A 14,405-nucleotide genomic window follows, 5' to 3' on the forward strand; every position below is an offset into this window, starting at 1 on the left:
GCAGACACGCCGACGCCGCAGGATCCCCCACCAACAAGGGCTCCACGCTCAACGGTGAATAGCCCACAAACTGGTATCGACGGGACGAGGTCGCAGGTTCAAATCCTGTCACCCCGACCATACTTGCTTTTCATTCCGGGCTTCTTCTTAGCCCGACCCCCCGGGTGATTAGACTAGGTCACCAACTTTCAACCAACTTCTCGTACCGACTCAACCTACATACGGTGATGATCGGTCGCTAGAGGTCCTTATCGTGGCTGGGTCTAGCCTGCAGCTGCTGATTGAACTTATCCCATGAACCCCCCTCGGCGGTGGCAACTTCCAGCATGGCTTCGATGCTCGAATGATTCGTCAGTTCCGCCAATAGGGCCAGCATCTCTTGCTCGGTGGCAGCTGGCCAAGCCCGGGCCTCTGCGCGGATCGCTTCCAACGCCACTGGGGCCTGATTGACCAGTATGGGACCGGCAGCAGCCTTGTAGTAATCCAGGCTGGTCTGACCCTGTAACGCTGACTGCACCGGCTTACTCGCGGTAATAGCTGTAACAGGGACATGCTCATGGTGGTATCCGGTGCCCAAAGACTCACTGGCATTGAGCAACTGATGCTGCTCATCGGTACACCAAATCAGCTTAACTGCGACGGCAGTACCAGGGCACTCAACGAGTGTCGCCGGTATGGCCCCATAACGGGATAGCCGGTTCGCGTAGACCACATCGAACCCATGAAGATGAACTGGTGTAACAACCAATAACGGATCTTGAACATGTCCGGTGAACTTCCACAGCAACTGCTCCGGAGATGCATTGGAGCCGATTGCCAAACAAGGTCTACGCCCCGCCAGGTAAGCAGCCGCTTCGGCATCCGAGAGCTCGCTGTATCCCTGGCTATCAAGGTTCACGAGAAACGAAGCCCTCGGGCTCCAATAGGGGTAGGTCAGAGCTTTCTCGATATCAGCTTCAGATAGTCGACCTCCGGTGAACACCGAAGCGTGATCCCAACTCACCATCACCTACACCTCCCCATGGAATCTCCAGTCCCGTATCTATCGAATCACCTATTCATCACCCCATGGTATCGCAACGCTAGAATCTAGTTATAGTTGCGTTATCGCTATCGTCTCCTGTAGTTTGATGGCACCCCCATCACGAGGAGCATGAGCATGCCTGACTACAACGCGACGGTGGAACTTAGCCGCGAACTTGCTGCGGATGAGGCTGATTGGGTCATCGAAAAGGTAGACGGGAGGGGGGTTGTCGTCACTACCAGTCTTCGTCGTCGTGCTCAGGTGATTCTGACGGTAAGCGCGCTCGACCTCCGCAGTGCCACGAAACTTGCCCTCATGGATGTAGAGGATGCCTTGGTCAACGACCTGAAAACCGTGAGTGTTCAGGTGATGCCCACGAATGAGTTTGATGAGTCCGGGGGGATGATCGATGAGCCTGGCGCGTTTCTATCTGTGACAGAGGCTGCCGAGCGTCTGGGCAGCAGTCCGCAGAACATTCGGGCAAGAATCAAGCGCGGTTCGATTCCCGCTGCCCGCCTCGGCAGCCAGTGGATTGTGCCTGCCGCTGCAGTCAGTAACGATTAGCAATTCAGGGCATTTTACTAAAGGAGTGGTGTCAGGACCTGATTCCGCCAGCTGTCATGCGCGTACTTGAGCCGACTTACTCCTGGGTGCTCGCAATAACGCGCCTGACCACGTGATATGCACAAAGCGGTGCTAGCGTGAGTCTATGTGTTCTAGTGTGATTTTCGACGAACTGCGAACCTTTATGGAGAACCGTGATTGGGTGCAGTTTCATTCTCCGGAGAATCTCGCAAAGAGCATTTCGATTGAGGCCGCTGAACTGTTGGAGTGCTTTCAATGGTCGGGTCAGCGCACGTCTGATGCCGAGGTGGTCGAGGAGTTGGCCGATGTGCTGACTTATTGCTTCCTACTAGCTGACCGACTTGGGGCCGACCCCGAGGATATTGTTAGGCAGAAACTGGTGAAGACCGGGGAGAAATATCCTGTGGAGAAGGCTAAGGGCAGGAGTTCCAAGTATGACCGGCTGTGATCAGTTGAAAGTCTTCTCCTTTGCCTTCGACGAGCAGGCGGAGACGTCCCTTCCTTTTCGGGATAAGAGACTTGCTAACTGGCCGGCCGTCTATATTCTCCGTAACGAGGAGACGAAACGTGCGTATGTCGGGGAGTCTCTCAATGTTGCAAGACGGGTAGGGCAGCACTATGCCTCAGAGGACAAGAAGTCATTGCGGACAGCTAGAGGTTCAAGGGAGTCTCGGATTGTCCTAGACAGCACATTCAATAAACCTGCCGCATTGGATCTGGAAGCCTTTCTGATTCAGCACCTGGCGGGAGACGGCCGGTATGAGCTCCTGAACCGAAATGACGGGATAATCGATCGCAACTACTTTCAGAGGTCGAACTACCAGCGGCGCTTCCGCGAGGAAGTCTTCAGAAAGCTTCGGGAGCATGGGGTCTTCACTCGCAGCCTTGAAGAGATCGAGAACGACGATCTCTTCAAGCTGTCGCCGTATAAGTCCCTTGAGCCGAGCCAAGAGCACGCGGTCAAAAGTATTCTGCACATCATCTTGCGAGAGCTGGAGAGTGAGCGGTCACTGGGTCCCATGGTGGTGGAAGGGGGCCCTGGTACAGGGAAAACCATCATCGCGGTTTTCCTCATCAAGCTCTTGATGGACCTTGCAGCGACTCCAGCTGACGAATTACTTGATGAGAGCGGTAGAGACTCAGAGTTTCCCGAGTTTTTCATCGAGGAGAACCGAAAAGCCATCGAATCTCTCCTAAAGCAGGGCCGGGGAATCGCCCTAGTTGTGCCCATGCAGTCTCTGAGGGAATCGATTCAGCGCGTCTTTCGCAGAATCCCGAACCTCAGCGCAGACATGGTCATCGACCCTTTCGCCGTTGGTAAGAGTGAAGAAAAATTCAGTCTTCTTGTAGTCGATGAGTCTCATCGATTGAATCAGCGTGCGAACCAGACGGCCGGTACCCGAAATAAGCAGTTCGCTGAGATCAATCAGAAGCTGTTCGGAAACACAGGGGGCTGGGAAACTAAGACGCAGCTCGATTGGGTCACAACGCAGAGTCAGCACCAGGTCCTTCTGTTGGACCGTGCCCAAAGTGTACGCCCGGCAGATCTGCCGAGGCCTATTCTTGATCGACTGGTGCAGGTCGCACACGAGGAGTCCAAACACCACGAGTTGATCTCCCAGATGCGAATCCAGGGGGAGCAAGCTGGCGACTACATCGAGTATGTGCAGCGGCTCCTTAGTTCGGAACCTCCGGAACCGACCAGTTTCGGGGACTATGAGTTCAAATTATTCGATGACCCCGGGGCGATGCACGAAGCCATTCGTCAGCGGGACAAGGAATTTGGACTGGCGCGAATGGCCGCGGGGTTCGCCTGGCCTTGGATCAGCCGCCTCAAGGGCAGGAAGACTGAATACGATATTGAGATCGGTGATTACAAGGCACGGTGGAACGGTAGGGCCAAGGACTGGGTGGACTCCGAAGGCTCCCTCGAGGAAGTGGGTTCGATCCACACGCTTCAGGGCTACGACCTCAACTACACCGGAGTCATCATCGGCAAAGACCTGAGATTCGACGAGGAAGCGGGGCGGCTTGTGTTTGATCGCTCTAACTACTTCGACAAGAAGGGCATGGAGCGTAACAAATACTACGGCCGAGACTGGACGCAGGAAGAGCTTCTGCAGTGGGTTCTGAACATCTACTTCGTCCTCCTTACACGTGGACGTCTGGGAACTTTCGTCTACGTGTGTGACGAGCCACTGCGGGAGTATATGACGTCGCTTTCCCGAACTGACCTGCACTTTTCGGATCGAGTCTCGATTAGATAAGTTTTCCTCCCCGAGCATGAGCGAGGACTCCTCTTAGTCCTCGGCGAAGAGCGATTGGGCCTCTGCGGGGAGTTCGATTTCGGGGGTCGAGTTGTAGCTGCTGTAGTCCAACTCGACTTCCCAGGTGGTTTCGGGTTTCTTCTTGTTCGGGTGGTAGATCGTCAGGTGGGCCTGGTCCATGTAGTGGGTGTCCGGATCCGCCAGAATCTCGAAATCCACCTCTGAGGGGTGTAGTGAGAACTCCTCCGACTCGCCGAAGTCGAAGGTTAAGGAGAGCCTCATCGGATTGCTGGGCCCTGAATACCTAATAAGGAGTCCCTCTTCTGTACCGAACACCTCGGTGTCCTGCCAGACATGCTCTAGGCTTCCCGCCAAACTCCGGTAGGCGCCGTTATTGGACACAGTCCCTTCGGCCGGCCGGGGGTTACCGGCATGCCAATCCCCCTCATATAGGTACGCTCCTTGGCCAGGTTCGGGCCGGTAGTACTCCCATTCGCCCAGTGGGCCTTCCACGCGTTCGTGATGGGCTCCGTAATCGGTGTAATTGCTGGATGGCGTCCGGTCTCCCACCCTCGGGTAGGCAATACGCTGAGTCGTCTCGGTGACCGGAGCTTCCCCCTCAGTAATGCGTGTGATCGTCATATCCAACTCGTAGTTATCCATTCCGAACCGGGTATTCGCCACCGCGTAGGCCTCCTGCCGAGAAACCGGCTCACCCGTCGGCTCCTTGGTATCGGGTCCATCGAGTACATGGAGCCCCTCTAACGACTCAATCTGCATCTCCATGACCTCTTCAAAACTGGGAGCTTCTCCACCTGTTCCCTGGTCGATATGCATCAGAACTAAGGCATTGTTCCCAAATTGGTGAACACCGATAGTCCCCGCGCCATCGACGTCGTCGTCGGAAAATTCCACGCGGACTTGGGTGTAATCATCACCGAGGACCTCGAGATGCAACTGAAACTGGACGTCATCGCCGTCGAAAACCTCGTCAATGCCCTGGCAGGGCTCCAGGCGTTCAGCCCAGGCCGAGGCTGTGTTCGGCGGATCAATTGAGGAAGAGCTCAGGGCCACAATCACTTGGTTATCCGAATCAAACCGATAGGTGGCATGGGCCAAGGCGTCTAATGAAGTGTTCACTACTCGACTGTCTCTGTTCAGAGCATTCAAACAACTCTGCTGTTCAGAGGTGAGACTCGCGCTATCGGGGGCCTCTAAACCGAATAAGAGACTTGGGTTCACTGACAACAGTTCGCCCACCAGTGGATCAGTATCCCGATGCACCTCGACGTCGAAGTCCTCCTCAGACAGAAGAGCGCTCTCGAGCTGCTGGCCGGTCAGCGCCTGTTGGGGGAGATCGGCACCATCTAAGGGCCCCGAGCGATTGCTTTCCGGGGCACCAGAGGAAGATCCGCACCCAACCAAGAGGAACAACCCGGCTGCCGTGCCCAGCCGGGGCAGAAGTTCAGTCCCGTTCACCATGGCCGCACAGTAACCACCCAATATGGAGGGTAGGTGAATAACTCCGGGGAGATCCCCGGAAGACGGGCCAATTACGGTCAGCCTGCATTTCCGTAAGGTCAGTCGACTGCCAGGTACGCTGTATCCGCGAACATCTCCGGTTCCACAGACAGGACCCCGTTCTCAACATCCTCTGCGGGGACATGCAGAGCGAAGTTGCCCGTCTCAGAGGCACCATGGAAAAGAGTGGCAATGCGATCGAAGGAATCCGGCTCAACGACTGGACGATCCGAGGGGCGGAAGCTGTTGCCCTGCGGAGACACGTAGCTGACACTCACCCAGGGCTCCCCGCCGTCAGGATCATCACCTGTATAGGTGGCAGTCAGGTTGACCAGGATATAGGTGTGACCGTCTTCAGGACTTTCGTTGAACTGATTCTCACTGGCGATGGCGGCGTCGGCATCGAAGTCCACACTATTGACGACCACTGTCCAGTCCGAGGAGGAGATCTCAGTACCGAGCGGATAGGGGTTGTCACGGGTTCCAAGCTCCGAGTCCTCCGCGGGGTTTTCGCTATCTTCCTCCTCCACTGCGGCTGCAGCAGACGACTCAGCCTCAGCAGCGGTGTCGTCTTCATCGACTCCGCTTTCTGCAGAACTGCTTTCAGCGCCTTGATCTGTGGTTGTCTCATCGTCGAAAGCTTCATCAAAGGCGTTGGAAACGACTGCCAGGAACACGATGACGCCAATGACCGTCCCGATGATGGAGATGATCAGACCGGCCAGTCCGGCTCCTCGCTTCTTGCCCCGGAGGAACAAGGAGGCCAGGGACAGGATGAAAGCGATGGGCAGCAGAATCCAACCGATAATCAGCGCGCCGGGGACACAGGCGAAAATCGTCCCCAGGATGGCGGTGATCAGGGCGATGATTCCGAGGGCGTTCCTCGTGGAAGTGTGGTTCTCGGTGGTGGATTCGAGGGTTGGACTAGACATGGGAGCACCTCTTCTTTCTGTGAGTGACGAGTGATGCACGTCTATGTGCTCTTCGAGCCTTTCGAATCTGCTTGGCCCAGGGAACGACGGATCAGGTGGATATGCATGCCCGATCGGGCATTATTCGATGACCGGTCCGGTGTCAGGTTGAAGGTGTTGCGCTCCGTAAACTGAGGGAATGCTCATCCAAAACCGGCGCAATCCCGTGCTGCGGCTGCTCGCCACCAGTGGGATCGTCGTCGTCATGATGGTCACAGGACTCTTTGTCCTCGCGACTGCAGTAATGACCTCCCCTTCTACTCTTGACCCGCACACCGAAGAGCTGACCGACTTAGGGGCTGTGACTGGGGGGCTGGGAATGCTGCTGCTGCTGACTCTCCCGTGGTACCGCCGAGCCCCGCTGGTGCTCATCATCGCGGGAACGGTGGGGGCAATCATCCTGCAAACCGATCCCTTCGTGTTGGCTGTGGGGTTGACCGTTTGGATCGTGCGGTGTCGGAAGCGTTGGCAGTGGGTGGTGGCCGGGGCCGGGCTCGGTGTGATCCTGATTAACGCCGGGTTGCACTTCTACCGACTGTCCGCGTGGCCGGATGAGGACTATCAACAGGTTGGCCGGGTATTGGTGGCTTCCCTGACCGTGCTGTGCCTGATCCTGGTGCTGGGAATATCTCTATGGGCTCGCCAGCGCCATTCAGCCCAACAAGCGGAGGCGCAGGCCCAGTCGGCCCAGCACAGCAGTGAGCAGCTCTCTGATGAATTGGCCCGACGACGTGAACGAGAAGATCTGGCCCGCGAGGTCCATGACACACTGGCCGGCCGGCTCTCTGGGCTTTCACTGCAGGTGGGCAGCTTGGAGCAGTCCGCGCAGCGCGGGGAGGATGGGCAACTCGATGATGCGCTGCGCACCACCCGTCGATATGCGGACCAGGCTCTGGCTGATTTGCGAACCCTGCTGACCTCCCTGCGGGAGACCGGTGCCCCATCCTCGACCCCTGCACAGACTCCCGCTGGTATCCCAGACCTGGAAATCATGCTCGACGACGCGAAAGCCTCAGGGTTGGATGTTCGTACTCACATCCTTCTGGATGGATACTCCTCAGCACCCCCGGCTCTGCAGCGGACCATTCTTCGCATTACTCAGGAAGCGTTGACCAACGCGCTCCGGTACAGCAATGACCGCGTGGTTCAGATGGGAATCACCGGTGATCCGCAGCGAGGGGTCCACCTGCGTTTCAGCAACCAGATAGCTGCCGCATCCGAGTTCTCAGGAGGCTCGGGTACAGGGTTGGTCGGTCTCCGCGAGCGTGCCGAACTTCTCGGAGGATCAGTAGAGATTCAAACCGAGGGAGGCGAGTTTACACTCACCGTGTTTCTGCCCTGGAGTGAAGCCGACCGGTAGACTTCCTCGCGTGCACATCACGGTGGTAATGGTCGATGACGAGACGTTAGTTCTTGATTCTCTGGAGCGGATTCTGAGTTCTGAGGAGGACATCTCAGTCATCGGCCGGGCGGCCACCGGGGCAGAAGCAATCCAGAAAGTGCGTACCTTGCGCCCGGATGTGGTGCTGATGGATCTGCTGCTCAAAGGGGATATGGATGGGGTTGAAGCTACCCGTCAGATCCGCAATGGTCTTAATCCGCCAGCAGTGTTGGCGGTGACCAGTTTTGACACAGACCCCTATATGCGCGGGGCGCTTGAGGCTGGGGCAAGCGGCTTCCTCCTGAAGAACGACGCTACGAGCGCTCTAGCAGAGGCCATCCGAATGACTTACGAGGGTGACCCCATGATCTCTCCGGTCCTGACCTCTCGATTAATCGCCAGCTACATCGCCCCACAGACCGACCCCCTCTGTGAAGCAGCCCGTGCACGGGTGAAGGAGCTCTCCCCCCGAGAAATAGAGGTGGCACAGCTGGTGGGCTCCGGCAACACCTACGATGAAATCGCTAAGAAGTTGTTCATCTCCGCCTCGACAGTCAAGAGCACTATTAGGCGAGCCATGAACAAAACAGGGGCCGACTCGGGAGCCCAACTGGCCGTGCTGGTTGCCCAAGCACGGCTGGACCAAGTTGATACGTAGGCTGCGGCTACAGACAAGAACCCGATCACTCGTGAGATTGAAGTTCTTCAGCTTCGTCTGAGAACCGGCCAATAATCGCTGTTCTCAAGGTCTGGATGCGATCATTAGCCCCATGAGTCCAGAATCAGTGGGTTTCGCCGTCGTGCTCTTGGCAGCAGTGATGCTGTTGGGCAAATACCTCCGCGTGAAGGTCGGCCTGTTCCAGAAACTCTTCCTGCCTAGTGCGATCATTGCCGGGTTCCTCGGTCTGCTGATCGGCCCCGAGGTCCTCGGTCTCCTCGCAGAACCCCTGGGCTGGTCCTGGTTGGACAACGGTGGACTGTTCACCGATGAGATCTACGAGGTCTGGGGCATGCTTCCCGGGTTGCTGATCTCCGTGGTCTTCGCGACCCTCTTCCTGGGTGCGAGGATCCCCTCCCCCAAGCGTGCCGCCAAGCTGGTGGGACCGCAGCTCTCGGTGGGAGTGGCATACGGCTCAGGACAGTACGTGGTGGGCATCCTGCTGGGGCTGCTGGTGCTGGCCCCCTTCTTCGGGGTGGACCCGCTGTTCGGCGCACTGATCGAGGTCGCCTTCGAGGGCGGCCACGGCACCGCCGCCGGCATGCAGCCCGCCTTCGAGGACATGGGCATCCCGGAGGCCACCGACCTGGCGCTGGCCATGGCCACCGTCGGCCTGGTCTCCGCCATCCTGATCGGCATCGCGGTGATCAACTGGGGCGTGCGCACCGGCCGCACCCGGGTCATCAAGGATGTCTCCGAGCAGTCCCCCGCCGAGCTGCGCGGCCTCTACTCCGACGATGAGACCGTCCACACCGGCCGCATGACCGCCCGCCCCGCCTCCATCGAGCCGCTGACCCTGCATGTGGCCGTGGTCGGACTGGCCATCATCCTCGGCTGGCTGCTGCTGGAAGGCCTCATCTGGATCGAGGACCAGCTGTGGGGCCAGCCCGACTCCGTCTGGCCCGGTGCCGAAGGCGAAGGTATGACCCTGCTGGGCTATGTGCCGCTGTTCCCGCTGGCGATGATCGGTGGTGTGATCATCCAGGTCATCCTCGACCGCACCGGCAACACCCACCTGCTGGACCACGAGACCATGAAGCGCATCCAGGGGCTGGCCCTGGACATCCTGATCGTCGCCGCCCTGGCCACCATCTCTTTGCAGGTCATCGCCGACTACTGGCAGACCTTCCTGATCCTCTCGGTGGCAGGAGTGATTTTCTGTACCTTCATGCTGCTGTACTTCACCCCGCGGATCATCCCCGCCTTCTGGCTTGAGCGCGGCATCGCCGACTTCGGCCAGTCCATGGGCGTCACCGCAACCGGCCTGGCCCTGCTGCGGGTGGCCGACCCCGATGACAAATCCCCAGCCCTGGAGGCCTTCGGGTATAAACAGCTGTTCTTCGAACCGTTCTTCGGCGGCGGGCTGGTCACCGCTATCTCCATCCCGGTCATCTTCGCCACCGGTAACGTCTTCTGGATCCTGGTGCCGATGGCGATCCTGTTCGTCGTTGCCCTGACCAGTGGCATGATTTACCACCGCGGCGTGAAATCCGGGAAGTGGACCGATCCGGCCGAGCAGCCGGTTAACTGAGGGTCTGACTACTGCCAGGCGCGAGGTGCTTTCTGCTCACCTAGACCCTTGAACCGGTCGAAGAAGTTGGCCAGGTCTATCCCGTCTTGAGATTCTCCTTAGCAATCAGCTGTGGGAGTTCCTCGGCACTGGGGACCAGTCAGTCGGTAAGCAGAACCGGGATCTCGATGCGGCTCATTTGTTGTTCCCCTCATTGGTCTCGGCTATTTCCTCTAGGAAGCGGTCGAAGTCGCTGATGTACTTACGATCTTGGATTACCCGGTACCGGTCGAACTGCGTCTCAGCATGCAGCTTCGCCTGTTCAGCGGAGATCTTTCCCGGACCGGTCAGGATTTCAGTCCCGTTGAATTCCAGGAACCCATCCAATCGTTCGGCCCAGTCCTGCATGGACATTGGCACCTTCCGGCTCGCCTGGAACTCACCAAAGTCCAGATACATAGTCACCAGCCGATGCAGGAAGTCCAGCTCCTGGCGTGTGAGATAGTTCTTCGCGATCGAAACATCAGAGCGCACGATCTTCCCGTCCGGGGCGCCGGCCCAAGAGGTCAGCCCCATGTTTTCCCTCTCCGCATCGGCACGCTCCACAATCAGCTCCGCCGCGGTGTGCCTGTGGGTCGCCCAGTGCAGCTTGTTCTGCACCAGGGCGAAGAACTCTTGAGTTGTGGCAGCAGCTGGGTCGTAATCGAAGGCTGTGGCGTAAAGGTCAGTGACCTTCTGATAGAACTTCCGTTCCGAGGCCCTGATCTCCCGGATGAGTTCCAGCTGGCGATCGAAGTACTCATCGGTGAACATGTGACCGCTCTTGAGACGGTCAGCATCCATTACCCAGCCCTGGATGGTGTAGTCCTTCACCACCTGTCCGGCCCATTTGCGGAACTGGACGGCTCGAGAGTTGTTCACTTTGAACCCAACGGCCACGATCATCTGCAGGTTGTAGTGCTTGGTGTTGTAGCTCTTGCCGTCGGCAGCAGTTATTCGGAATTTCCTAATAACTGACTCCTGGCTGAGCTCCCCGTCATCGAACACCCTTTTGAGGTGCTCGTTGATAGTGGGCACCGAGACCCCGTAGAGCTCAGCCATCATCTTCTGCGTCAACCAGACGTTCTCGTCCTCGTAGCGCATCTCAAAGCTCTGCTCGTCGCCACCAGTGGCGGCAACGAAGGTCAAATACTCAGCGGCTGAAGAGCGTGATACCTCATTAGAAGGACTCATTCCGTCCCCTCCAAATCAGCGACAATCCAGTCAGGCGCAGCAGTGCTCATCAGTGCTTGGCCTCCTCAGCGAGCGGCTATGTGATTCACGCATCAGCCTATCGGCCAGTGCCGACATGGCCTCCTACCGCCAGTAACGACGAGCGACATGTAGCGATGTCACACGTGATCCGGTAAGTGGAACGACCCAGCCGAGCAGCCGATTAACTGAGGCGGGGCCAGGAATAGAGGCGGTCCACGGAGTTACTCTGTCGAATCCTTGGAATCCCATTCCGTATGTTTCAATGCAGTGTCTCGACCGGCCTCGAGCCACACCCGTTCTCCCGGCTGCCCGAACTTGTCGATCGCCTCGTTAGCCCTGTGAGTGAGGTGGGCATCTTCGGGGGCAGAATTAGCTGACTGCACACTCAGAAGTATGACCAGTCATACCCCAAGTGTCGAGGGGTCGATGACTGCGTTCCCGCCCGGCCGAGCAGCCGGTTAACTGAATGATCCCGCGCCGGGGCAAGGTCAGTGTCTCAGCGCGGGATCAGCAGGTTCTAGTGGGCTGGCTTAGAAGCCGCCGGAGTCGTGCTCGACGTAGAGATCATCGAGGTCAGTCATAGTGCGCAGGGAATCCTCGGCGGGTGCCTCCGGAATCTCGGCCTCGTTCCAGTCGGTGAAGTCGATCTCCACGTGCTGGGCGCCGTCATCGAGGTTCACCGCATACCGCAGCAGCAGGGGCTCATCCTCATCGGCGGTGGTGATGATCTCGGCGGCGCCGTCGTCGTCGCTGTAGGTGTAGACCCAGGCATCCTCACCATCATGCTCACCAGTCTCGGCATCGAAAGAGGTATCGAGCATCCCTGAGCTGCGCATCTCGGTGAAGACGTTGTCGAAGGCTTCACTAATACTGGTGAAGTACTGCGGATCACCGGCCACCTCCTCGGTGACATCGAACCACAGACCATCTACATCCTCGCGGAAACTGTCAGTGTCGAAGCCCGGGTAGGGGTCAGCCTCCTCCCAATCGGCCAAGGTCTGGCCAGAAGCGTAGATGCGCCCCTCGTGCAGCAGTGACCTATCCACCAGCACGTCGTAGTCGACATCCAGGCGAGCAGTACCCTGGATCTCGCCCTCGATCTCCGTGGTGATCTCCGCGCGGTCTGAACCGGGGGCGGTCATCAGGCCACCGGTGGGGTCCTGGTCCATATTCACATCTGCGCTGTAGGCCACAGACTTCTGGTCTGCCACGGCACTCTCCATGCTGTCGACCAACTCGTTGAGCTCCGGGGGTTCAGGGGTATCGCCGCCACCGTTACCCCCACCCCCATTCCCGCAGGCAGCCAGCGTTAGAGAGCCGACTGCCAACACACCAAGGGCGGACATCTTCACAGGGGGGTAGGTGAAAGTCATGGTGACGAGGCTAGCCGAGATCCGGCCCAGGGATGGTGGAAGCAGGACTGACCGGCTCGCCCGTAGTTATAGAACGACGACGCCAGAGGCGTTGAGCGCCTAGGCACAACTTTGCCCCGCCCCTGGCGACAGGAGCAGGGCAAAGCGTCCGTTCACTGGTGACTGACTACTGAGTGCCGAGGTACGTGATGAGGGCTCCGCCATTGCACGCTGCAAAGTATCCGCCATATGCCCCCGGACCTCCCGCCAAGCCCGGAAGCGTGGTCACTGCGCAGCCGGCAGCTGTGGTCAGTGCAGCCTTGCCCCCGGTGTCCTTAATCTCTCTCTCAGGGACGCAGCCAATGGGGTGGTGGTCACAGTTGTCGTAGGGGCCGGCCTGTGCGGGAGCCGCAGCAAATAGTGAAATGCCTGCCAGACCCAGTGCTGCGCCGGATGCTGCTGCAGTGCGCTTGAGACTCTTAAACATAATCGTAACTCACAACCTTATTGAGTATATTCATCTTGCTTTACGTAGATTTTAGTTTGGTTCATCCAAATGATTTCTATCTGCGCGTAACTAGGTTTATCATCGCGGTGTGACGCTCGGCAACCGTCCAGCCTGTGATGACTTCATGTGTGGAAACGTGTAGTCAGAGGCAGTCATCGGCAGTTCATCCAGTGTTCCCCCGCGGTTTACCCGGCTTCCATACGCTGACACCGTGACACAGACAGCCCCCACCCCGGTCCAGGCCACCCCAGTGGAAGGCACCGAGGTAACCATCTCGGGCGTCTCCCGCGTTTTCAGCGATGGCACGGGCCTACAGCCCATCGACCTGCACATCCAGCGCGGAGAATTCGTCAGCATCCTCGGCCCCTCTGGATGTGGGAAATCCACCCTTCTGCGCTGCCTGGCCGGACTGGAAACCCCAGATACTGGCACGATTTCGCTAGGCGAACGAACCGTCTCCGCCCCAGGTCAGAAACCCGTACCAGCCAACCGGCGGCGCATCGGAATGGTCTTCCAGGACCTCGCCCTCTGGCCCCACCTCTCGCTCACCGAAAACGTCGCCTTCCCCCTCCGGGTCTCCGGTGCGCCCAAGAAAACAATCCTGCCCCGGGTGGAAGGGGCCCTCGCCCGGGTCGGCATGAGTGACTTCGCCCAGAAAATGCCTCACCAGCTCTCCGGGGGCCAGCAGCAGCGGGTCGCCATCGCCCGCGCCGTCGTCGCCGAACCCGAACTGCTGCTGATGGATGAACCCTTCTCCGCCCTGGACGCCGCCCTGCGCACCCAACTGCGGATGGAACTGGTGGAACTGACCACCCGGCTGGGCCTGACCACCCTGTATGTCACCCATGACCAGGAAGAAGCCATGGCCGTGAGCCAACGCATTGTGGTCATGCGCTCCGGTGTCCTCCAACAGTTCGACACCCCCGAGACCCTCTACCAAAACCCCGCCACTGAGTTCGTGGCCGAATTCGTCGGGCGGTTCAACCGCCTGCCCGCCGGCTGGTCCCAGACTGAAGGAACCATCGCTGGGGTCCGGCCCGAGAACGTCACCATCACCGGGGCCCTGACCCACGCACCCGCCATCGAACCGGTGCGGCTGCCCGGAGCACTGCAGCTGGATGCCGAAACGCTCTCCTGCATCTACACCGGCGGCCGCTACCTCATCCGCTGCAAGGTCCACGGCACCGACCCCTGGCTGGTGGAATCCCCCGACCGCTACGAGCCGGGCGCCCCCATCCGGCTCAGCGTGGACTCCACCCACCTGCTGCAACTGACCTAATCTCTCGCATTCTTCGAACACCTCCCGAAAGGAAC

The 14,405-nt window shown here is 58.7% G+C and carries 12 protein-coding genes; 7 read left to right on the forward strand and 5 right to left on the reverse strand.

Translation table 11 applies throughout. The features are described 5' to 3' along the window. Positions 1-238: 238 nt before the first annotated feature. On the reverse strand, positions 239-1,006 hold the full coding sequence (locus HGQ17_RS07610; RefSeq protein ID WP_168887358.1) for a hypothetical protein: 768 nt from the start codon (positions 1,004-1,006) through the stop codon (positions 239-241). 153 nt (positions 1,007-1,159) lie between these two features. Between HGQ17_RS07610 and HGQ17_RS07615 the strand changes: the two genes are divergently transcribed. The 3 genes from HGQ17_RS07615 to HGQ17_RS07625 all read left to right on the forward strand — a co-directional run bounded on the left by HGQ17_RS07615 (position 1,160) and on the right by HGQ17_RS07625 (position 3,876). Continuing rightward, a complete protein-coding gene (locus HGQ17_RS07615; protein WP_168887359.1) occupies positions 1,160-1,588 on the forward strand; it encodes a helix-turn-helix domain-containing protein in 429 nt (142 codons plus the stop codon). 145 nt (positions 1,589-1,733) lie between these two features. Further along, on the forward strand, positions 1,734-2,057 hold the full coding sequence (locus tag HGQ17_RS07620) for a nucleotide pyrophosphohydrolase (RefSeq protein ID WP_168887360.1): 324 nt from the start codon (positions 1,734-1,736) through the stop codon (positions 2,055-2,057). Then, positions 2,044-3,876 carry a DUF2075 domain-containing protein gene (locus tag HGQ17_RS07625; protein ID WP_168887361.1) on the forward strand — a complete coding sequence of 611 codons (1,833 nt, stop codon included), beginning with the start codon at positions 2,044-2,046 and terminating at the stop codon, positions 3,874-3,876. Before HGQ17_RS07620 ends, HGQ17_RS07625 begins: the two co-directional genes overlap by 14 nt. Before the next feature lie 33 nt (positions 3,877-3,909). Here HGQ17_RS07625 and HGQ17_RS07630 read toward each other — a convergent pair whose 3' ends face one another. Together HGQ17_RS07630 and HGQ17_RS07635 are read right to left on the reverse strand one after the other, a co-directional pair. Then, positions 3,910-5,016, reverse strand: coding sequence for a hypothetical protein (locus HGQ17_RS07630; protein ID WP_168887362.1), 1,107 nt, complete (start codon positions 5,014-5,016; stop codon positions 3,910-3,912). A 440-nt stretch (positions 5,017-5,456) separates the two neighbouring features. Further along, complete coding sequence (locus HGQ17_RS07635) at positions 5,457-6,329, reverse strand: DUF308 domain-containing protein (RefSeq protein WP_168887363.1); 873 nt, start codon at positions 6,327-6,329, stop codon at positions 5,457-5,459. A gap of 178 nt (positions 6,330-6,507) precedes the next feature. On the opposite strand from HGQ17_RS07635, the gene HGQ17_RS07640 reads away from it, so the two are divergent. The 3 genes from HGQ17_RS07640 to HGQ17_RS07650 all read left to right on the forward strand — a co-directional run bounded on the left by HGQ17_RS07640 (position 6,508) and on the right by HGQ17_RS07650 (position 9,998). Further along, positions 6,508-7,728, forward strand: a complete 1,221-nt coding sequence (locus HGQ17_RS07640) for a sensor histidine kinase (protein ID WP_168887364.1) — start codon at positions 6,508-6,510, stop codon at positions 7,726-7,728. 10 nt (positions 7,729-7,738) lie between these two features. Further along, complete coding sequence (locus tag HGQ17_RS07645) at positions 7,739-8,407, forward strand: response regulator transcription factor (protein ID WP_168887365.1); 669 nt, start codon at positions 7,739-7,741, stop codon at positions 8,405-8,407. Between the two features lie 112 nt (positions 8,408-8,519). Further along, the gene (locus HGQ17_RS07650; protein WP_168887366.1) at positions 8,520-9,998 is read left to right on the forward strand and encodes a sodium/glutamate symporter; all 1,479 of its coding nucleotides are present in this window, start codon (positions 8,520-8,522) and stop codon (positions 9,996-9,998) included. A gap of 174 nt (positions 9,999-10,172) precedes the next feature. Here the strand turns inward: HGQ17_RS07650 and HGQ17_RS07655 are convergent, their stop codons facing one another. Both HGQ17_RS07655 and HGQ17_RS07660 read right to left on the reverse strand, forming a co-directional pair. Further along, a complete protein-coding gene (locus HGQ17_RS07655) occupies positions 10,173-11,165 on the reverse strand; it encodes a virulence RhuM family protein (protein ID WP_211090523.1) in 993 nt (330 codons plus the stop codon). 596 nt (positions 11,166-11,761) lie between these two features. Then, positions 11,762-12,604, reverse strand: coding sequence for a hypothetical protein (locus HGQ17_RS07660; protein WP_168887368.1), 843 nt, complete (start codon positions 12,602-12,604; stop codon positions 11,762-11,764). Positions 12,605-13,302: 698 nt separating this feature from the next. Here HGQ17_RS07660 and HGQ17_RS15700 point away from each other — a divergent pair. Further along, positions 13,303-14,370 (forward strand): ABC transporter ATP-binding protein, encoded by a 1,068-nt coding sequence (locus tag HGQ17_RS15700; protein WP_211090524.1) that lies wholly within the window; start codon positions 13,303-13,305, stop codon positions 14,368-14,370. The last annotated feature ends 35 nt before the right edge of the window (positions 14,371-14,405 follow it).

The organism is Nesterenkonia sedimenti (genome assembly GCF_012641515.1).
Lineage (GTDB): Bacteria > Actinomycetota > Actinomycetes > Actinomycetales > Micrococcaceae > Nesterenkonia > Nesterenkonia sedimenti.

Bases quoted from the DNA above. Each gene is read 5' to 3' on its own strand.
- HGQ17_RS07610 (WP_168887358.1), bottom strand. From the start codon at position 1,006: ATGGTGAGTTGGGATCACGCTTCGGTGTTCACCGGAGGTCGACTATCT.
- HGQ17_RS07615 (WP_168887359.1), top strand. From the start codon at position 1,160: ATGCCTGACTACAACGCGACGGTGGAACTTAGCCGCGAACTTGCTGCG.
- HGQ17_RS07620 (WP_168887360.1), top strand. From the start codon at position 1,734: ATGTGTTCTAGTGTGATTTTCGACGAACTGCGAACCTTTATGGAGAAC.
- HGQ17_RS07625 (WP_168887361.1), top strand. From the start codon at position 2,044: ATGACCGGCTGTGATCAGTTGAAAGTCTTCTCCTTTGCCTTCGACGAG.
- HGQ17_RS07635 (WP_168887363.1), bottom strand. From the start codon at position 6,329: ATGTCTAGTCCAACCCTCGAATCCACCACCGAGAACCACACTTCCACG.
- HGQ17_RS07640 (WP_168887364.1), top strand. From the start codon at position 6,508: ATGCTCATCCAAAACCGGCGCAATCCCGTGCTGCGGCTGCTCGCCACC.
- HGQ17_RS07650 (WP_168887366.1), top strand. From the start codon at position 8,520: ATGAGTCCAGAATCAGTGGGTTTCGCCGTCGTGCTCTTGGCAGCAGTG.
- HGQ17_RS07660 (WP_168887368.1), bottom strand. From the start codon at position 12,604: ATGACTTTCACCTACCCCCCTGTGAAGATGTCCGCCCTTGGTGTGTTG.